This window comes from Tamlana flava (assembly GCF_041287255.1).
Taxonomy (GTDB): domain Bacteria; phylum Bacteroidota; class Bacteroidia; order Flavobacteriales; family Flavobacteriaceae; genus Tamlana; species Tamlana flava.
In genome coordinates this window covers 458,935-480,081 of sequence record NZ_JBGGTX010000001.1, presented here as the reverse complement: position 1 = coordinate 480,081, position 21,147 = coordinate 458,935, and the positions used below count along the sequence as shown (strand labels likewise).

The window sequence follows — 21,147 nt, the reverse complement described above, 5'->3', positions numbered from 1 at the left end:
AAAAAGAATAACAAAAAATGTTTGGTTTTGGTTGGTTTTATAGCAGGTTTTGGGGGTAACCTAACTACTAATTTATATAATTTAAACTATAGTTTTCTGTAACTTTTTGGTTTTTAGACCAACGGTAAATCAACTACGTATTTAACAGATTTTTTCTGTAAATATTTTACGATTTAAAAATCTTTTTATAAAGGTACGAATAAAAAGGAAAAGCAACACGCATCCAAAAGAACGGATTTGTGTTGCTTTTCAACTAACCAACCAAACTAATAGACTGTTTTGCAACCTAATTTGTTACAAAAAACAGCTATTATATTTTAAATTTCTTCTTTTACTAATTCACCTTGGTTTCTAAACACAAGTTTGTCATCAAAGGCATCTAGTAAAATGATGCTATCCGTAGTCACTTTTCCTGCTAAAATCTCCTTACTTAACGCATTTAAGACTTCTTTTTGGATGACACGTTTTACAGGTCTTGCGCCGTATTCTGGATTATAACCTTTTTCAGCCAAATAACCAATGGCTTCGGGTGTCGCATCAAAGGTAATGCCTTGTTTGGCAATCATCTTAGTTACATGTTTAAGCTGTAAGCCTACAATATCGATGATGTTTTCCTTGCTTAATGGTGTAAACATGATGGTATCGTCAATACGGTTTAAAAACTCAGGTCGTACAGACTTTTTGAGTAATCCTAAAACATCAACTTTGGCCGCTTCAATGGCAGAATCGATGTCCTTGGTATTATCGAAATGCTGTTGTATCAATTCGCTTCCCATGTTGGACGTCATGATAATGATGGTGTTTTTAAAATCTGCCACACGACCTTTGTTGTCTGTTAAATGTCCTTCATCCAATACTTGCAACAAAATGTTGAAGGTATCGGGGTGTGCTTTTTCAATTTCATCCAAAAGCACCACAGAATAAGGTTTTCTTCGCACGGCTTCAGTTAATTGTCCACCTTCATCATAGCCAATATATCCTGGAGGTGCACCAACCAATCGGCTCACCGCATGGCGTTCCTGGTATTCGCTCATGTCTATTCTGGTCATGGCGTTTTCGTCATCAAATAAATATTCGGCCAAGGCCTTTGCCAACTCCGTTTTACCGACGCCCGTTGTACCAAGGAATAAGAAGGTTCCAATAGGTTTTTTAGGGTTTTGTAAACCAGCGCGACTTCTTCTTACGGCGTCACTAACGGCCTCAATGGCTTCTTCTTGACCAACCACACGTTTGTGCAATTCATCTTCCAATTTAAGCAGTTTTTCGCGCTCACTTTGAAGCATTTTGGTAACAGGAATACCCGTCCATTTGGCAACCACCTCGGCAATATCGTCATAGGTTACTTCCTCTTTGATTAAGGATGACTCACCTTGTTCCTGCAATTGCTTTTGATATATCTCCAGTTGCTCTTGGGCTTCTTTTATTTTGCCATAGCGCAATTCGGCCACTTTACCGTAATCGCCTTCGCGCTCAGCTTTTTCGGCTTCCAATTTATAGTTTTCAATATCCTGTTTCGCGTTTTGGATATTGTCCACAACCTCTTTTTCACTTTTCCATTTGGCATTAATTTCGTTACGTTGTTCCTTGAGATTTGCCAATTCAGAACTCAAGCTCTTCAATTTAGCCTCATCTTTTTCACGCTTAATGGCCTCAATTTCAATTTCTAGCTGCATAATTTTTCTATCCAAAACATCGAGTTCCTCTGGTTTGGAATTGATTTCCATACGCATTTTTGATGCCGCTTCGTCCATCAAGTCAATAGCTTTATCGGGCAAAAACCTATTGGTAATGTAGCGTTGCGATAATTCCACAGCACCAATAATGGCATCATCTTTTATACGCACTTTATGGTGTGTTTCGTATTTTTCCTTGATACCGCGCAATATTGAAATAGCGCTTTCAGTATCGGGTTCGTTTACAGTTACCTTTTGAAAACGACGTTCTAAAGCTTTGTCCTTTTCAAAATACTTTTGGTACTCATCCAAAGTGGTGGCGCCGATTGCACGGAGTTCTCCGCGGGCTAGGGCAGGCTTTAAAATATTGGCTGCGTCCATAGCGCCTTGTCCGCCTCCAGCACCCACAAGGGTGTGAATTTCGTCAATGAACAGAACGATATCTCCATCGCTACTGGTTACCTCTTTAATAACGGCTTTTAGGCGTTCCTCAAATTCACCTTTATATTTGGCACCGGCTATTAAAGCCCCCATATCTAAAGCAAAAATTTGTTTGTCCTTTAGGTTTTCAGGAATATCGCCATCAATAATTCGGTGCGCTAAACCTTCGGCAATAGCAGTTTTACCTGTACCGGGTTCACCCACCAAAATTGGGTTGTTTTTAGTTCTTCGCGAAAGGATTTGAAGAATACGTCTAATTTCTTCATCACGACCAATAACAGGATCTAACTTGCCATCCTTGGCTAACTGGTTTAGGTTTTTGGCATATTTATTTAATGAGTTATAGGTGTCCTCCTGACTTTGCGACGTTACACGGTCACCTTGTCTAAGCTCAACAATGGCAGCGGATAAGGTTTTTTCGGTAACGCCTTGGTCTTTCAGCATTTGGGCAATTTTGCTGTTAGATTTAAAAACAGCCAAAATTAAATGCTCGATAGACACATAATCATCTTTCATTTTTTTTGCAATGATAGCAGCCTCATTGAGCGTTTTTCCGGCTTCGCGGGATAGCATGAGTTCGCCGCCCGAAACTTTAGAAAAACTTTCAAGCTGTTTATCCAATGCTTGTTGCAGTATAGAAACGTTTACATTCAGCTTTTTCAAAAGGAATGGTAGCACGTTTTCATCAACCTCAAAAATGCCCTTAAAAATATGTTCATTTTCAATTTGTTGATGACCAAAGCCCTGAGCAATTTGTTGCGCTTGCTGTATAGCTTCCTGCGATTTAATGGTATAATTGTTCAAGTTCATGTTATATTATTTTTTCAATTCTTTTTACAAGAAAGGGTGTTGTTTTTTTATTTTTACACCTTGTATAGGTCAATTATCTTACCAAGGTAGTTTACGAGACAAAATGTCCGCTGAAGTTTGATTTTTAGTGACTTTTTGTCGGTTTGTAAGCTTTGGGATTTATGTCGACTTAGTAAAAAATTGTGAATGGATTTTGTAGCGGATATGTTGCAAAACCATTAAAAGAGAAAGAAATTTTTATGGGATTATTAAATAGGACCTTCGGAAGTTCAACCGAAACAACTGTAGAAAACCAACAGCCTTGGATAACCTTAACCGAATTACAACAATTAGAAAATATAAAAGCCCAATCGGAAACCAAAACACAGTTCATTTTTAAACATTCTACCCGTTGTGGGATTAGCCGAATGGTGAAAAACCAATTTGAAAAAGACTTTGGCTTTGATGAAAATCAGGCTGATTTGTTCTATCTCGATTTAATTGCTTATCGTGATATTTCAAACGCCATTGCCGAAACCTTTCAGGTAGTGCACGAATCGCCACAGCTTTTGGTGGTTAAAAACGGAACGGTGGTAGCACATGCCAGTCACGGAGGCGTTAATGATTTAGATTTACAGCGATTTGCATAACACCTAAAATGGAACCCGAATATTTATTCGTTTACGGTACACTTTTAAAGGACTCCAACCACGAGATGGCCAAGTTCTTGGAAGCCCATTCCGAATGCGTGGGCAATGGCTATTTTTATGGTAAACTGTATAGGGTATCGTGGTATCCGGGGGCTGTGTTGAGTGACGACCCATCGCAAAAAGTATTCGGTAAAGTATTCAAAATAAAGGATGCCGATTCCGTTTTCAAGGTGTTGGACGACTATGAGGGCGTAGGCGAAAGCCAACCCAAGCCCAATCTTTATAAAAAAGAGTTGGTCACTGCCTTTTTGGAAGAGGGAACGACCATAAAAACATGGGTTTACCTTTATAATTTAAGCAATTCAGGCTTGGTGCAAATTACTTCAGGGAAGTTCTTGGGTTGAGTTAATTCGACAAAATCCCTTAGCATTATTTCTTTCCCTTTGAAACTTTTAAACCACATACTGTTGTGAGGTTAGGAATTTATGGATATCTTCAATCATACTAAATTAACGTTAACGAAACTTAAATAATGGCTAAAAAACTAGTAACATTTGGTGAGGTCATGATGCGCTTGTCACCACCGGGCTATTCAAAATTTTCACAGGCCACATCTTTCGACCTTGTTTATGGCGGTGGGGAGGCCAATGTAGCGATTTCATGTGGCTATCTGGGTATGAAGGCGTCCCACGTCACCCGTTTTCCGGATAACGCCCTCGGAAAAGCCGCCACCCAATTTTTGCGAATGCATTGGTTGAGTACCGACCACGTGGTATATGGCGATAACATGATGGGGAAATATTTTCTGGAAAAAGGCGCGGTGCATCGCTCCAGTGAAGTTATTTACGAACGAGAAGGGTCTGCTTTTTCCTTAATACAGCCCGATATGGTTGACTGGGAAGAAGTGCTTAAAGGAGCAGATTGGTTTCATTTTACAGGAATTACGCCAGCCATCTCAGAAGGAGCTGCCATGTGTTGTTTGGAAGCGGTTAAAACCGCCAACAAAATTGGCATAACGGTTTCGGGTGATATTAATTCACGCAAAAACATGTGGAAGTATGGCAAAACCATGCAAGAGGTTATGACAGAATTAACACAGCATTGCGATATTGTGTTTTCAAGTAATCGGGGCATTTATGAAATGTTTGGACTTGGAGAACTGGGTGGCGGATTTCAAACATCAGCGCAAGAACTTATGGATGCTTTTCCAAGGATTGCGAAAGTTGTTGGAAAAACAAGAACATCCATTAGTGCGTCGCATCAGCAAATTACCGGTAAAATGTGGAACGGATCGGAATACATCAAAACCGAAACGTTAGACATTAGCCATGTTATAGACCGTGTTGGCACGGGAGATGCCTTTGCTTCTGGCCTCATATATGGCTTATTGCATTATGAGGATGATTTACATGCCCTAAATTTTGCAACGGCGGCCTGTGCACTTAAGCACACGGTCCCTGGGGATGTCAATATGGTTTCGCTGGAGAATGTGATTAGTTTGATGGAAGGCGACACTTCCGGGAAAATAAAGCGTTAGGTTTTAGGTTAGAAATATTTCTTTTTCCAACACGAAAGGTTAACTTCGTTGCTGCCGTAACAAAAGCAACAGCGTGTTAACACCCAAAGCAAAACATCATCTTTCTAAAATACTGCCCTTTGGTATCATTTGGTTGGTATTTGCCTTTGTGTTTTTGTTTATCGAGCATGCCGCCGCACCAAACCAAGTGGCCACGGGTGCCATAAAAGTAGATTACAGGGTACTGCTTTTTGCCAGTAGCCTTATTTTTGTACTGGGGTTGGTGGTTGGCTCTATTGAACGCTTTTATTTAAATGCCCTGTTTGCCAAGCGCAGTTTTCTGGAAAAAATACTGGGTAAAACGTTCATCTATGCCTCGTTTTTGGCGCTTATAGTCTTTATAACCTTTCCCATTGCGGCGAGTTTGGAACTAAAAACCTCGGTTTGGGATGAGGCTGTTTGGCAAAAGTTTTTCACTTTTTTAAAGAGCCTTACGTTTTGGAGCACGGCCCTGCAGTTGGCCATTTCGTTGCTGGCCTCGTTGTTTTATGCTGAGATTAGCGATAATATGGGGCATGGCGTGTTGCTTAACTTTTTAACGGGCAAATACCACAAGCCTAAAGAGGAAACCCGCATTTTTATGTTTTTGGATATGAAAGCCTCCACCAGCATGGCCGAGCGTTTGGGGCACATTAAGTATTTTGGGCTGCTTAATGCCTATTACAGGGATTTGTCCGAGCCCATAATTGAGCACTCTGGCGAGATTTACCAATATGTGGGCGATGAAATTGTGGTGTCGTGGCACTTTAAAAAAGGCATAAAAAACAACAATTGCATTAGGTGTTTTGAGGGCATGAAAGCCAGTTTAAAAAAGCTCGAGGCGTGGTACCAAAACAAATTTGGTGAGGTGCCCATTTTTAAGGCGGGGTTTCATATGGGAAAGGTAACCACGGGCGAAATAGGCAGCATTAAAAAAGACATTATTTTTACCGGTGATGTACTGAACACCACTGCCCGTATACAGGCCCTTTGCAATAGCTATGGGGTAGAGGTACTAATTTCTGAACTCTTGGTAAACGCCTTAAACCTAGGTACTGGTTATTCGTTAAAATCTTTAGGAAAACAGGAGCTTCGGGGTAAAACTAAGTCTTTGGTTTTATATACTTTTGGATAAAGCCCTAAATAGGTTTATTTACTAATGAAAATAATTGTAACAGAATTAATTTCTAATCGTTGTCTAACTTTAAGATAAGCCATTATACAAAATGCTATTATGAAAGCAGTAATTTGTCCCAAATATGGACCACCAGAGGTTTTAGTTATTAAGGATATCCCAAAGCCTTCGCCTAAAAAAAATGAGGTTTTAGTAAAGATAGTCGCCTCGTCTCTTAATACAGGGGATGTAAGAATCAGAGGTCTTAGGGTTGAAGGATTTATGAGACTAGTTATGTGAATCTTGTTGGGTTTTACCAAACCACGTCAACCTGTTTTAGGAACCGTTTTTTCGGGCATAGTTGAACAGGTACGTGAAGCCCATAAATATGTTGACACGGGAAGAAAAAAAGGAAATATAATTCTTAAGATAATATCCAGTTAACAAGAACTAAAAAAAACGCCCTATCTAAATTGGGCGTTTTTTTTAATATTGTTCATTCAATGAATACGAATTCATAATGTTTTTAAGCTGGATCTTTAAATTTTCTCCGGAGTCGTATATCATTTGTTCTTCGGTAGGGAAGGGCACGGCACGCTGTTGTAAAAAAGGCAATAACGTCGTTTCCAAAGCACGGCGGTCGCCACGTACATCGGCATAAATATGTTCAAACACAAATTCGCTATTTACCGGAAAGGCATCGGCAAGTTGCTTGGTGTTTAAATTATAGTATTCTACATTTCCGGTAACCTGTACGGCCTTAAATTGGGTAAACTCATAAAACTCGCAACGTACCGTTTTTAGGTTATCTACCTCAATGGCATTGCCAAGGCTGTCCTTAACTTGGTTTCCACGCTCGTCCAACAACAGTTTTTTGCCATCAACAATTTGCTTTTCCTTGATGATTTGACGTTCCTTAACCTGCTCTGGTGAAGTATTGATTTGGCGTAAATTAACGCGCATGTTGTAATTGTAGTTTACATCTTTAACGGGGTTGTTGTGGTACACCGCCCAAAGGTTGTTCAATCCGTAAGTGCTGAAGTTCAATAAATCGTCTTCCAATCGCTGCGGAATTACTTTTTGGGTATCGTTTATCATTTCAACCAATACAAAATCGGTTCCCTTTTGGTGGGCCTCTTCCATAAGGTTGCGCACATCTTTGTAATTGGGGTTAATGTCTTCAATGTCGCGCAATTGATCGTATGCAAAACGGTAATCCAATTTGTTGCTAGTCTTCGATTTTAAAAGTGCAGTGGCATTGCCATATAATACCTCCGAAGCCTTGTCTTTGGCGGCAATCATGGTACTGGTATAATCTTTCATATCCAAACGCACTTCTTGGCCATCAACATACAACGGTAAAAGCGGTTTTACGCGCTCCTGTCTGTTATCCAATGAAACGTATAAATCGTAGATTTTAATAAAGTTTTCTGGATTCTTGTCTTGTTTCAGGTAATTGATATTGTCCAAATCGCGGGCGTTGGCTTTGGTATAAGCCTCTTGTAGCATTAAGATGATATCAGATTTTCCTCTTTTGTCTTTATTGACTCTTAGCTTGCCAATGGCATCATTAATGGCATGGTCGTAATTGCCAATGCTCACGGCTTTTTCCATTTGTCTGCTCGTGCTGCAGGACCATACAATCGCTAGGGCTAACGTAAAAAGTAATAGTTTTTTCATGGGTTAATCGTATAGGTTTATTTGGGGGTCAAACAATTTCGGTGCCAAAGTAACGAAAATATAGATGAAATACTAATAAATCCGTTTAAATGTGATTTAAAAAATTATTTTGTAGGAATTATGGTTTAAAATATCGAATGGCTGAGCGCTTTGAACCTTTGCCAAAGTCATGTAAAAAACGAGTATGTTGTTTTTGTTATTTTTTGCCGTAAACAGGAAGTAGTTTTGTGGAAACTTCACCAAAGCCAATACGCGTACCGTCTTTTTCGCAATAGCCACGCATAATAACGGTGTCCTTGTCGTTGATGAATTTACGTTCACTACCGTCTTTCATTTTAATTGGCTTTTCGCCTTTCCAAGTGAGTTCCAACATAGAGCCGTAGCTATCTTCGGTTGGGCCTGAAATGGTTCCACTCCCCATCATATCACCCGAATTTACTGGGCAACCGTTAATGGTGTGGTGCGCCAACTGCTGTACCATGTTCCAGTACATGTATTTGAAGTTCGATTTGCAGACCACAGTTTCTTTGGCACCGTGGGGCTTGATGGAAACTTCCAAGTTGATGTCGTAACTTTTATTGCCTTTATATTTAAGGTATTCCATTTGAGGTTTGATTGGTTTTGGGCCAGCCACGCGGAATGGCTCCAAAGCATCAAGGGTAACAATCCACGGTGAAATGGACGTTGCAAAATTTTTAGCCAAAAACGGACCTAGCGGCACGTATTCCCATTTTTGGATATCGCGCGCACTCCAATCGTTAAGCAGTACCAAACCGAAAATATACTCCTCCGCTTCATCTATAGGAATGGGTTCTCCCAAATCGTTGGCAGCAGTAGTAATGAAGCCCATTTCCAATTCAAAGTCCACCAATTTGCTTGGCCCGAAAACAGGCTCGTTCGCTCCGATAGGTAAGGTTTGCCCTTGTGGACGATGCACCGGAATACCCGATGGAATAATGGACGAGCTTCTGCCATGGTACCCTACAGGAATGTGCAGCCAATTTGGCAACAAGGCATTTTCTGGATCGCGAAACATGCTGCCTACATTGGTGGCATGCTCTAAACTTGAGTAAAAATCGGTGTAATCGCCAATATGAACCGGCAATTGCATTTCTATTTCGTCCAATCGGAACAACACAATTTCCTTATGGCTTTTGTTATCCTTTAAAATAGGGTTGCTTTTATCAAAAATCTGGGCAATGCGGTTTCGCACGGCACGCCACGTTTTTCTACCGTCCGCAATAAAGTCGTTTAATGAATCTTGCAGAAATATATCATCCGTTAAGGCAATCCCGTTAAAATACCCCAACTGGTGCAATGCGCCCAAATCAATGGCCGTATCGCCAATACGCGTGCCAATGGTAATGATGTCATCGCGGGTTAAAAACACGCCAAAAGGAATGTTTTGGATGGGGAAATCTGAATTTTTATCAACGTGCAACCACGAAGTTCTATCTGGATTGTTAGCGGATAACGGCATAAAATTATGTCTTTTTAAATTGAATCAGTTTTGATGAATTGTTATCAAACCTACATAAAATTTTTATTTTAAATAAAAAAAATGCAAAAAATATGTACAGCTTCCACCCGTTGATAAATTGGTTAAAAACTTCATGCTAAATACATGTTTTTTGACAAGTTTAACTAATCTATTTGTTATTTTTGCCGAATATTTAACTAGAAGAACATTTTATATGCAACGCGACGAACAAATTTTTGAACTTATACAAGCCGAAAAGGAGCGCCAACTACATGGTATTGAACTGATTGCCTCAGAAAATTTTGTAAGCGAACAGGTGATGGAAGCTGCTGGTTCGGTACTTACCAATAAATATGCTGAAGGCTACCCCGGAAAACGTTACTACGGAGGTTGCGAAGTGGTTGATGAAGTGGAGCAAATAGCTATCGATCGTGCCAAGGCTTTGTTTGGAGCAGAGTATGTAAACGTTCAGCCGCACTCTGGAAGTCAGGCCAACACAGCGGTTTACCATGCGTGTTTAACACCGGGTGATAAAATTTTAGGTTTCGACCTATCGCACGGTGGGCATTTAACCCATGGTTCGCCTGTTAACTTTTCAGGTAAACTTTACAATCCGGTGTTTTATGGTGTTGACCAAGAAACAGGGGTTTTAAACTATGATAAAATTCAAGAGATTGCCACTAAGGAGCAACCAAAATTAATTATTGCCGGGGCATCTGCATATTCCCGTGATATCGATTTTAAGCGTTTCAGGGAAATTGCCGATAGCGTTGGTGCTATTTTGTTGGCCGATATTTCACACCCTGCGGGGTTGATTGCAAAAGGTATTTTGAATGACCCCCTTCCACATTGCCATATTGTAACCACAACAACACACAAAACCTTGCGTGGTCCTCGTGGTGGAATGATTATGATGGGACAGGATTTTGATAACCCATTCGGTTTAACATTGAAAAATGGAAGTTTACGTAAAATGTCATCCTTATTGGATTCTGCGGTTTTCCCAGGAAACCAAGGAGGCCCATTAGAGCATATTATTGCCGCTAAAGCCATAGCTTTTGGTGAAGCGTTGACCGATGAATTTTTACATTACCAACTTCAAGTAAAAAAGAATGCCGCAGCGTTGGCAGCAGCTTTAGTTGCTAAAGATTATAACTTGATTTCTGGTGGAACAGACAACCACTGTATGCTGATTGATTTACGAAACAAAAACGTATCAGGTAAAGATGCTGAGCAGGCTCTTGTAAAAGCGGACATTACCGTAAACAAAAATATGGTACCATTTGATGATAAATCGCCGTTTGTAACTTCAGGTATTCGTTTAGGAACGGCAGCCGTTACAACACGTGGACTTAAAGAAGCTGATATGGATGCCATTGTGGAATTGATTGACGAAGTGATTACGAACTTTGAAGATGAAGCTACTTTGGATGCTGTAAAAGAAAAAGTAAATGCCATGATGTCTGGAAGACCTTTGTTTGCATAAACTTTTTGAAAATAATAAGAAACAAAAAATCCTGCCATTGGCAGGATTTTTTGTTTCATAATTTTTGTAAGATCAACTGGGCGTTTAAACCATTACTTACTTTCATAATACTCCTTAAGTACATAAAACGCCTTTTTCTTTTGCCCTTTTTCGGAGATTAAGCCTTTTCGGTTCCAGCCATCTTGTACACCGCGCAGTTGTCTTAAAGGTGACATAAAATCTACCAGTATCCACGGGGTCATGCCAACCAAGCCGTCAATTTTATCAAACATGGCAATGCTTTCTTTATAATGGTATTCTTGAAATTCCTCACTCCACCGTGTTAATTTGTCGGCGTGAAAACCTTGTCGTCCGCCACTTCCAAATTCACTGACAATAATTGGTTTTTCATATCCTGAAGTGAATGATTTTTTTCTAGTCTCGTCCGGTAATCCGCCGTACCATCCCAAATATTCATTTAAACTGATGATGTCCAATTTTTCAATAAGTGGGTCATTGTAGGTGTAAACACTATCTGGATGACCGTCCAATTCTTGGTCTTTTTTAATGGCAGCGGATATTAACCTTGTGTCGTCAATACTTCTAACATAATCGGCTAATTCCGATAAAAAAGCAGTGCGCTCATCATTTGGGGCAGTTTCATTTGCAATGGACCAAATGATGGAACTGGCACGGTTATAATCCCGGTTGATTAATTCTTTGTACTGATGTTTAGCCTTTTCCAATACTTTTGGGTTTCCCCATTGAATGCCCCAATACAACGGCAATTCTTCCCAAAGTAAAATACCTCGTTGGTCTGCAAGACGAACAATATTTTCTTGATGGGGGTAGTGCGCCAACCTGATAAAGTTGCACCCAAGTTCTTGTGCCCAACCCAACACCGTTTTGGCATCTTCAATGGTATTGGCACGGTCTTGTCTAAAAGGATTTTCATCGTGCAAACAAATGCCTTTTAAAAAGATGGGTTTGCCATTTAATAAGATTTGTTTTCCAGCCGTTTCAATCGTTCTAAAACCTATTTGGTCTTCCAACGCGTCATGACCAGCCTCAATAATTACCTGATATAGCTTAGGGTTTTCGGGTGACCACAATTCGACATTTCTTGCTTCAATTGAAAAGTGGGTTGTGCCGCTCGGTTTTATTTTGATGATTTGGTTTACTTTTAATTCCGGGATTTCAATTTTCGCACTTTCGGGAAAATGCTCACCAACGAGCTCAATTTTGCCGTTAATCTTTTTTGTTTTTTTGTTGAGCGTCGATTTATCAAGTGATAGGAAATATTTACCAATCAGGGTTTTAGGTGTCTCGATGAGCTTTACATCACGGATTATACCGCCGTGGTTAAACCAATCCGTAACCTCCGCTGGTATATTATCTGGTCGGCGTGTATTATCAACCCCAATTATTACATAGTTGTTTTCTTCTTTGATTAAATCGGTGATTTCAAAAGTAAATGGGTTGAAGCCACCTTCATGTCTTCCAAGAATTTTACCGTTGAAGGTTACCGTTGTTAAGTAATTGGCCGCTCCAATGTTAATAAAATAGCGCTTGTTGGCATCGATATCGTTTTCGTTGAATGTGCGTCTATACCAAACATTGCCTTCAAAATATTTTAATTCTGGCTTTTGCGAATTCCAGTTGCCGGGAACCCAAAGGGTTTCTGATGCATCAAAACTATACTCCACACGGGCGGTCTTGTCTTTGGGTTCAGCATTTTTGTAGATGGCCATGCCGCCCATTCCTCCAGTTTTATAGGGGTCTATGATGTACTCCCATTTACCATTTAAACTTGCGTAGTTCCGATTTTGCGTATTGGAAATAAAAATATCCTGACCATATGAAAAACCAGCAAAAAATGCGATAAGAATTAAACTGAAAGTGATTTTATGAGAAACTTTCTTCAGGTTTTTCATGGGTATTTGGTTTTTGTATTTAGTTTGTTCATGTTTTTTCTACCTGTGAATTAACACAGAACAAATAAACTTAAAAGTTTACTGTTCTTCCTCTGCGGGAAAGGTAATGTGCTGATAGGCTCCCAAGTCTGGCGATGTGGTTCTATCCACGTTCAAAATATCAAAAGGGATTTGAGCCGCAAAAGTTGGATTACCGAGGTTAATGGCTGCCGATTCTTCACCAATAACCAACATATTTTTATCTACTTTGAAAAAGTTGGGGTCTTGGTTAAAAATGTTGCCTTCGTAATGATTGGTATCGTCCAAATCATAATTAGGACCTGTTAAATTGGTATTTCTGCTATCAAATCTTATTAAGCAATTGGTGAATTTAAAGTTGAATACCACGTTTTCGTCTTCCAATTCATCCAAAAGAATTTCAGGATTATCATTGCCATAAATAATGCAGTTGTTGAAGTTGGCTTCGGTTAAATCTGCAAGAGCAGCATTGTTTTCTTCATCCAAAACAAAATTGTTTAGCAAAAGTGCAGGGAATTGTCTGGAACTGGTATTCCAATAATTGGCAATGGTGCTGTGTGTAAAGTTATATTTTCCTCCCAAAGTACCGGCAAAAGAGGATAAACCAGCATTGTTCATCACTACATTTTCGCCCATAATGGAGGTGTTTCTACCCAAAACACCAAAACTGCTGGAATTGTAAACTTGCGAATTAGTTATGGTGAGTTTGTTATTTGTTTCATTTGGATTGCCATCACATAAAATACCAATAGTGGCGTTTTTTATGGTAGTGTAATTGATGGTGTTGTTCAAGCTTCCATCCAATAACCAGATGGCTCCCCATTGGCCCGGAATGTCCTCGTATAAAGGTTCCAACCGGTCGCCTTCTAAAATAACTTCATTTTCCAATAATTCTTGGTCGCTGCTGTATGCTCCGTTGATATTAATTGAAGCGCCGTTGGAAACAATAATGCCCGAATTATCATGAAAATGCAATCGTGCACCGGGTTCAATGGTTAGCGTTTCACCATTGGGTACAGTTGCAAAACCATAAATTACATAGGGTTTTTCGTCTGATAGTGTCAGCTCTTCAGGGAGCAATTCGCGCCCTTGTAAATCGGTTTCCACTAATTCGCCACCCAAATCTAGGGTTAGGGTTTCAATGACTTTTGTTGTGCCATCACGCCCTGGATAAATAAAAACGGCATCCTTGACCAAAGTGACCAGTTCTACTTTTTGAAGGTTGCTCCCTGAATCAAATTCTATCTGGTCGGTATAGAGATATTCACCATTGGTGTTTGGGAAATTATTGATATCGATGGTGGACTCTACGAAAATGTAGAGGCTGTCTTTTGATAGGATTTCAACATTTTCAAAAGTTTTTCCGGCTATGCCATCAACACTCAATCTATAATTAGATGATTCACCCAATGCCAACCTTACTGAAGGAATTGAAATATCGCTGTCGCTTCTATTATGGACGGTTAAATTATAGGTGCTTGAACCGATGTTCGTGAAAACGGTATCTAAGTAAACGGTATCTTTTGAAAACTCAAGGCTTCCTGTACTGGGTGAGAACTCAAAATCCTTTCGGCATGAGCTCCAAAGCAATAAAAATCCTAAGGTAAGAGCAAAATATAAGTAACGTTTCATTAAAAACATCGGTTTAGGTGGCTAAAAATATAACTTTTGAAGCTAGGATTTAGTATGTAAACCTTCAAAAATTCAAAAAAATAGGGAATTGCAATAAATTTAAAATTATAAACATTTCTTTTGGTTGGGTATGGAGTTAATTTTATATTTGCAAACCGAAAATGGAAATCGTTTTCCTTAAGGTTTAGGTCGCGTAGCTCAGTTGGATAGAGCATCTGCCTTCTAAGCAGACGGTCACAGGTTCGAATCCTGTCGCGATCACAAAAGAAGCCTGACACGAAGTGTTGGCTTTTTTTTTGTTTTAACAATTTTGAAATGTAAATGACGCTTAAATCATTATCTGATTAGAAGGGCTCAGATTCTTTTCGAAAAAAGTAAAATAAAAAGATCCAATTATTGTGCTGACAAAATAAAGGACTACAATTTGTCCACCCCATGAAATGTAATTATTTAGTCCAAACCAATCTCCCATACAAATAATGAGGGTCAATCCCAATACGCCTCTCATTACCTCAATAATAACTGCATATTTCTTTCTATCCATTAAGGTCGTATAACCATAGATACCAACAAAGATTATAATACCATAAAGCAGTAGATTATCAAACCCAAGAATTCCATAATTATAAAACATGAAGAACGTTAAAAACAGGGTTGCAGTTAGTTGATATACTGACCAAATTTTTAAGCCTCTGCTACAGTTAGTTGTATATTTTTTAAAATTTTTTACATCATTGATTTTATTAATCGGATATTTTTCAATGACATCTGTTGGTCTCCATCCGGTAGGCATAAACCATATTCGCAATTTGTCCCATGCATTTTCTGTGTGCCATGCGTCTTGGATTAAACACCAAATATGCTGAAAATTGATTAAAAATGGATTCCAGGTATGAGCGGGTTTTAGTATCCCGTACACCGCAGGAACATCATCCAATTCCTCTTGAAACGTACCAAAAAGACGATCCCAAACGCAAAAAATAGCCCCGAGATTTTTATCTATATATTCCTCGTTTATTGCATGATGTACGCGATGCTGTGAAGGTGTTACAATTATATATTCTAAGATTCCAAGCTTTCCAATGTGCTTTGTATGATACCAGAATTGTGCGAATACATGTATTGGGAACAAAGCCGAAATTACTTCATGCGGAACACCAAAAATTGCTGCAGGGACTAACAGCAGTGGAAAGAAGGCTATTATATTTGAAACCGGTCGTCTTATGGCACAGGCTAAATTAAATTCTTCACTACTATGATGAATCACATGTTGATTCCATAAAACATTTATGCGGTGGTTTAATAGATGGTATAAATAACTTGCAAAGTCGAGAGCGACAAATGCCACACCGTAAAGAATAAAACTGGACGGGATTTCGAATAAAGCAAAATTTTCTAACAAATACGGATAGGAAATTATAATAATTAAAAGACCCATGGATTCTTTTACAATATGGGTCAATCCCGAACTGATACTCGAAACAGTATCCATAGTTGAGTGCACTTGCTTTTTAACAATATGGCTATATCCTATTTCGAAAAGCACCAACACAATAAAAAAAGGGATGGCAAACAAAAAAGGGGTGATAAAAGATTCCATATCAACAAGAGTATAAGTTAAAATCTACTTATATTAGAAAAATGTTTATTCATGTAAAGATAGCAAATCGTATTTTCTATAGGAAATTTTGATTCAATGGAAACAGTATCATTAATTTATTCTTAACCACCTTCTCTTAATAAAATTCTAAGGTCTCTCCATCCTTAGGAATCCATATTTTCTCATTAACACCTGAATTTATGAGTTGTTCCTTTAATTCACTTCTAGTGAGGGGACAATGATTTAAGGCTTCCATGTGATTACAGATGACTTTTTCAGGGGACATTTTTACAAATTGTACTATTTCGTCCAATTGCATTAATATGTGCTTGCCAAGATCTAATCTTGCCATACCACTTGCAACAACTGTAATATCTGGTCGGAAAGATTTCATGGCTTTTCTTACATCCTCGGTCAGTACGGTGTCTCCACTTATGTAAATACTTGGTTCATTTTCAAATTTTATAAAATATCCTAAGCCGTTAGCCATGAATGCGGTTATCCAACCTCTTCCATGCAAAGCAGGAATTGTTGATATTTCCATTTTGCCTTCAGGCAATTTAAAAGTTTTCCAAAATCCCAAGCATTTTAGTACGTTAATTCCTTTGTTCTCTAAATGTTTTTTGTCTGTTATATGGCATATGACCGGAATACCTGTATTTCTCAAAAATTGTATTCCATCCTTATCTAAATGATCCAAATGTCCCTTTCTGCAATGGGTAATCAAACAATGTGTAATTCCCTTTAAGGCTTGTTTGATATTATCAGGTAAATCTACTGTCGGATTTCGTTTTGCTTTATATCGAAAGAATGTAAATGTAGGAATGCTTCCTTTTTTGCCAAGCATTGGATCAATAAGTAATTTAAATTCCTTTGTTTCTATAATGAAGGTAGCATTCCTTATATGATGAATAATCATTTTATATTCTCGGGATTTTAAGGTTGTAACTTATCCAAGTAGTTCTTCAAATAGAAAGGAACCACTTCGTTCAAGTTCTAAATAGATTCAATGATTTTTATTTCATAAATATAATGATTTGTGACAATAGTAGCTATAAAACTCTTATCATCAATTAGATTTCGGGCATACCATTTTTTAAGTTCATGGTCATTACCGTTGGTAGAAAGAGAAATGTACCTATCTCCGGTGAAATCTGAAACATCTATGTTTTCTAAGGGAGTTGAAATTCCGATACCTACTGCCTTAAGCAATGCTTCTTTTCTGGTCCATAGCTGATAGAATAATTTGTGTTTTTCATTGTCCATGGCATTATCAAGTAACATGATTTCATTTTCCGAAAAAAACCTATGAGCAATATCTATTGGATCAATTTTATTATTTACCTCTTCTATATCAATACCGATCAGGTATTTATCAGTTATCCCTATGATTGCCCTGTTTCCTGAATGAGATAAATTAAAACCAAGCTGATTTGAATCGGGAAATTTGAGCTCAGGTTTTCCATTATTACCATAGTTAAATTGAATCATTTCAGGATAAATATCAAGATATTGACCCAAAATTAAGCGTAATGCTCCCCTTACTTTTATGAACTTGATTCGGTCCTTATCAAAGTGAAATAGACGAGCTCGGATAAGTTCATCATCTGAAAGAAGATTCAATAGCTTAATATAATCTAGATCATTAAGATTCAATAGGTGAACGCAGACTACATTGTCCTTACCGTTTGAGTTTAAGTAATCCAAACCGTTGATAGACCAATTTCTGAGTGATTTAGAAAATTGCATGATTAAATTCCTCGTTTCTTGAGTCGCATTCGTATTCCGTTCTTTGGACGAAGGTTTAGCAACTGTTCTAATTCAATTTTTTGTCCGGGTAAACATTCCATTTTCCATCTTTGAGCAATCGACGCGAGAACAAAAACACCTTCAAGCATGGCATAGTGCTGCCCAATACAGGAGCGCGGCCCCACACTGAATGGAAAATATTCATACTTTGAATTGCTTTTTTCGATCCGATCGGCTAAGGATGTTGGGTCAAATTTTTCAGGATTGCGGTGAAACCTGGAATCATGATGAATCAGGTAAGGACTCACTAATACAATGGTTCTCTTGGGAATGATATAATCTCCAATTTTAAATTCATTTATCGATTCACGGGCAATAATGTAGATTGGAGGATAAATTCTTAATGATTCTTCAAACACCATTTTAGTATACTTCAAATCTGAATAATCCTCTAAAGTCGGATATCTACCATCCAAAATACGATCTAATTCTCCAACTAATTTATTATAAATATCAGGATGTTGAGATAACAGATACCATGTCCAGGTTATAGCTAAGGAGGTCGTGTCAAAAGCTGTTAGCAGCAATGTGAGTGCTTCATCACGTATTTGCCGATCATTTAATCTTGAACTACTATCATCTTCAAGTTGAGCTTTTAACAGCAACGAAAGCAAATCACCATTATCAAGCATATTGCATTTGCGATCTTCAATAATTTTGTAAATAGTCTCATCAAGTCTCTCCCTTGCTTTATAGAATTTTTTGGTACTGGGAAAAGGTAATTTAAGCAAATATTCGGAAAAGGGCATTGTAATACGACCAAACAAACCCATTATATCCTCCAATGCATCATTTATTTCAGGTGCATCCTTTTCAATATCGACATTGAACATGGTTTTCCCTGCAATTCCTGTACTCATCCTTATCATTTCCGGAAGAATGTTAATTTCCTGTCCATCTCTCCAGCTATTCATAATTCGTTCTGAATATTCGACCATTGCAGGAACATACAATTCCATCATTCGCATATGAAATGCGGGTTGAATAATTCTTGATTGTTTCTTGTGAAACAGGCCTTCACTACTCAATAATCCCTCCCCAAGTAATTCTTTGGCCATTTCAAGAGGCCTTCCTTTAACGAAATTTGAATGTCGCGACGTGAGAATCTCCTTTATGGGATCCGGGTGATTAAGTAAAACAACACGAAGTGGCCCCATACGAAAATGTACGATGTCGCCATATTCGTTGGCTATATTTCTAAGGAACTGAAGACTATCTTTCCTGAAACCAAAAACATTCCCGAATGGAACCTTAGATTTAGGTCCTGGAGGTAATTTCGATGATTTAGCTGATTTCATTAAAGTTCAGTAATTAGAAATGATAGATTGCACATCCAACCTGGATTCCAGAACCAACAGTAATAATTAGTCCTAGATCGCCATCCTTAGTATTAACTTCCTTTAACGCAAACGGAATCGTTGACGTAAACAGATCCACACCTTCTGCGATATCGAACATCTTCTCTCTTGGAACATTAAGTTTAGTTCTTAGCCTCTCAATAAATTTTGAACAGAATTGCGGAGGGATAATGATGTCGAATTCATCAATAACTAACCCTGATTTGGCTAGCAGTTTGTCCACACTTTTCAATATAGCTTCCTGGTATATATCTTCGAGATGAAGTGATTTAGTGATTTTAAGGAAAAGATCTACTGGTGATGGTTTTGCATATGAGGTGTAAGTATTAATGGCATCTGTAAAATACTCAAAGTGAAATTTCGAGAACCCTTTTTTAATTTGCGAACTATTTTTTAAAATAATGGCAGATGCAGTTTCTCGTAATCCAATCTGAGTATCCGGGAAATTGACGGCATTATTTTCAATTTCAGATGCTACTATCATAGCGGTTTTATATTGACCTGATAAAAAAAAGTTCTGTACCATGAATAAGGCATTCATAAAGCCCACCGTTCCGTTAAAAATATCAAACGCAAAAGTTGATTTATCTTCATTCTGATAACTCGAAGCATTCATCTCAAGTTTTCCAGCCAGCAAGGCTGCCATCGCAGGCTCAAGCAGATATTCACTTCTATAAACCCCGCAGAAAATTAATAATTCTATATCATTGCCTTTAAGATTCGAATTATTGAGACATTTTAATGCTGCTGTCTGCAATAAGTCCAGTGTATCCTTAACATTTGCTTCTTTATCTGCAATTCCGATACTCTCAACTACCATTCCTAAAGGAACAGGATCTGAAACCTTATTATCAATTAATCGTTGAAAAGAAGATTTTTCTTCTGGTTTATTTATAAATTTATTAGGCAGATCATCGAATGTATATAAGGCAGCCCCCACGGTCAATCCTGAAGCTGTTATGCTGAAAACCACTTTGTCTCCCTTTTCTACACTGCCTGAAGACAAGCGATCTGCGAGGGCCACAAAATGAGATGTAGAGGCAGTATTACCTCGATTTTTCAGGTTAATAACCGTATTGCCATCGTGAAAATAATCACCATTGAGAATTTTATTAATCTCTTTCTTTGCACTGTCGAGAGTCATTTTAGAAGTCTGATGCATAATTAAATGATCACATTCTGCAGCCGACCAATCTGCTTTTTCAAGCGTCGATATGGCGAACGCTATTCCAGTCTTTATTCCTGCTTCTGTAAGATTGACTGAATCTGTCAGCATTATCCACCCGCCGCTTTTGGCCTCCTTTGCTATACAATACGGACTATAACGACCAAAGGTATGGAATTGCATTGCCTGAAAACCAACATCATTATTGTCTCCTTCTTCCAGCAAAACGGCTGCACCTGCATCTCCTAAAGTCAAACAAGCCATTTTAGAATCCATGAAGTTCTCAATTTCTTTTTGAGCCGTCAATGTTAGATGAGTAATGTATTCTCCGCTAACCACAATTCCCCTGGCTATAGCACCAGACTTAATCAGATTATCGACAAGATAGATTCCAGTAAACATCCCTGCACAAGCATTGGCAATATCAAATACCATTGCGTTTTCAAATCCGAAATGATTCCTTAATCTGACTGATGTGCTTGGCTCAAATGTGAGATGACCAGGACCGTCTACTCTTGATATATTACAGCAAATCAACAGATCAATGTCCTTTGGTGAGTATTTGGACCTACTTAGGCATTCTTTTACGGCATTTATGGATAAATGTATCGAGAACTCTTCTGTTCCGGCCATACCTCGACTCTTAATACCGGTAATTTTTTCTAAAGGAAAACGAATAGGCGTTTCACATCCATTTAGAACATCTTCGGTTGAACAGGACCTTTGAGGATAATAAACACCTAGGCTTTCAATTACTGTATTCATTTTTTCAGTCATCTAATGA

15 protein-coding genes and 1 tRNA gene are annotated in these 21,147 nt (G+C 38.4%); 6 read left to right on the top strand and 10 right to left on the bottom strand.

The window, feature by feature from the left end; all coding sequences use genetic code 11:
* Nucleotides 1–317 precede the first annotated feature (317 nt).
* Complete coding sequence (clpB, locus tag ACB104_RS01950; RefSeq protein WP_370476594.1) at nucleotides 318–2,924, bottom strand: ATP-dependent chaperone ClpB; 2,607 nt, start codon at nucleotides 2,922–2,924, stop codon at nucleotides 318–320.
* Between the two features lie 182 nt (nucleotides 2,925–3,106).
* Here clpB and ytxJ point away from each other — a divergent pair, with 182 nt between their 5' ends.
* From ytxJ to ACB104_RS01930, 4 genes are all read left to right on the top strand, one after another.
* Nucleotides 3,107–3,553: a bacillithiol system redox-active protein YtxJ gene (gene ytxJ / locus ACB104_RS01945; protein ID WP_370476593.1), complete on the top strand. Its 447-nt coding sequence runs from the start codon at nucleotides 3,107–3,109 to the stop codon at nucleotides 3,551–3,553.
* Nucleotides 3,554–3,561: 8 nt separating this feature from the next.
* Complete coding sequence (locus ACB104_RS01940; RefSeq protein WP_370476592.1) at nucleotides 3,562–3,957, top strand: gamma-glutamylcyclotransferase family protein; 396 nt, start codon at nucleotides 3,562–3,564, stop codon at nucleotides 3,955–3,957.
* A gap of 128 nt (nucleotides 3,958–4,085) precedes the next feature.
* Entirely contained in the window at nucleotides 4,086–5,090 is a 1,005-nt protein-coding gene (locus ACB104_RS01935) for a sugar kinase (protein ID WP_370476591.1), read from the top strand.
* A 73-nt stretch (nucleotides 5,091–5,163) separates the two neighbouring features.
* Nucleotides 5,164–6,243, top strand: coding sequence for an adenylate/guanylate cyclase domain-containing protein (locus ACB104_RS01930; RefSeq protein WP_370476590.1), 1,080 nt, complete (start codon nucleotides 5,164–5,166; stop codon nucleotides 6,241–6,243).
* 465 nt (nucleotides 6,244–6,708) lie between these two features.
* On the opposite strand, the gene ACB104_RS01925 is transcribed toward ACB104_RS01930, so the two are convergent.
* Nucleotides 6,709–7,902: a hypothetical protein gene (locus tag ACB104_RS01925; protein WP_370476589.1), complete on the bottom strand. Its 1,194-nt coding sequence runs from the start codon at nucleotides 7,900–7,902 to the stop codon at nucleotides 6,709–6,711.
* A gap of 196 nt (nucleotides 7,903–8,098) precedes the next feature.
* Nucleotides 8,099–9,382: a fumarylacetoacetase gene (gene fahA / locus ACB104_RS01920; protein ID WP_370476588.1), complete on the bottom strand. Its 1,284-nt coding sequence runs from the start codon at nucleotides 9,380–9,382 to the stop codon at nucleotides 8,099–8,101.
* A 214-nt stretch (nucleotides 9,383–9,596) separates the two neighbouring features.
* Here fahA and glyA point away from each other — a divergent pair, with 214 nt between their 5' ends.
* A complete protein-coding gene (glyA, locus tag ACB104_RS01915) occupies nucleotides 9,597–10,868 on the top strand; it encodes a serine hydroxymethyltransferase (RefSeq protein WP_370477091.1) in 1,272 nt (423 codons plus the stop codon).
* A gap of 92 nt (nucleotides 10,869–10,960) precedes the next feature.
* Here the strand turns inward: glyA and ACB104_RS01910 are convergent, their stop codons facing one another.
* Together ACB104_RS01910 and ACB104_RS01905 are read right to left on the bottom strand one after the other, a co-directional pair.
* Nucleotides 10,961–12,781: a glycoside hydrolase family 2 protein gene (locus ACB104_RS01910; RefSeq protein WP_370476587.1), complete on the bottom strand. Its 1,821-nt coding sequence runs from the start codon at nucleotides 12,779–12,781 to the stop codon at nucleotides 10,961–10,963.
* 78 nt (nucleotides 12,782–12,859) lie between these two features.
* Complete coding sequence (locus ACB104_RS01905) at nucleotides 12,860–14,431, bottom strand: hypothetical protein (protein WP_370476586.1); 1,572 nt, start codon at nucleotides 14,429–14,431, stop codon at nucleotides 12,860–12,862.
* A gap of 187 nt (nucleotides 14,432–14,618) precedes the next feature.
* Between ACB104_RS01905 and ACB104_RS01900 the strand changes: the two genes are divergently transcribed.
* Nucleotides 14,619–14,692, top strand: a tRNA-Arg gene (locus ACB104_RS01900).
* Between the two features lie 67 nt (nucleotides 14,693–14,759).
* Here the strand turns inward: ACB104_RS01900 and ACB104_RS01895 are convergent.
* From ACB104_RS01895 to ACB104_RS01875, 5 genes are all read right to left on the bottom strand, one after another.
* Nucleotides 14,760–16,031, bottom strand: a complete 1,272-nt coding sequence (locus ACB104_RS01895) for a sterol desaturase family protein (protein WP_370476585.1) — start codon at nucleotides 16,029–16,031, stop codon at nucleotides 14,760–14,762.
* A 136-nt stretch (nucleotides 16,032–16,167) separates the two neighbouring features.
* A complete protein-coding gene (locus tag ACB104_RS01890) occupies nucleotides 16,168–16,950 on the bottom strand; it encodes an MBL fold metallo-hydrolase (protein WP_370476584.1) in 783 nt (260 codons plus the stop codon).
* A 77-nt stretch (nucleotides 16,951–17,027) separates the two neighbouring features.
* Entirely contained in the window at nucleotides 17,028–17,780 is a 753-nt protein-coding gene (locus tag ACB104_RS01885) for a 4'-phosphopantetheinyl transferase family protein (protein ID WP_370476583.1), read from the bottom strand.
* Nucleotides 17,781–17,782: 2 nt separating this feature from the next.
* Nucleotides 17,783–19,138, bottom strand: a complete 1,356-nt coding sequence (locus ACB104_RS01880) for a cytochrome P450 (protein ID WP_370476582.1) — start codon at nucleotides 19,136–19,138, stop codon at nucleotides 17,783–17,785.
* A 13-nt stretch (nucleotides 19,139–19,151) separates the two neighbouring features.
* Nucleotides 19,152–21,128 carry a 3-oxoacyl-[acyl-carrier-protein] synthase III C-terminal domain-containing protein gene (locus ACB104_RS01875; protein ID WP_370476581.1) on the bottom strand — a complete coding sequence of 659 codons (1,977 nt, stop codon included), beginning with the start codon at nucleotides 21,126–21,128 and terminating at the stop codon, nucleotides 19,152–19,154.
* Nucleotides 21,129–21,147 lie beyond the last annotated feature (19 nt).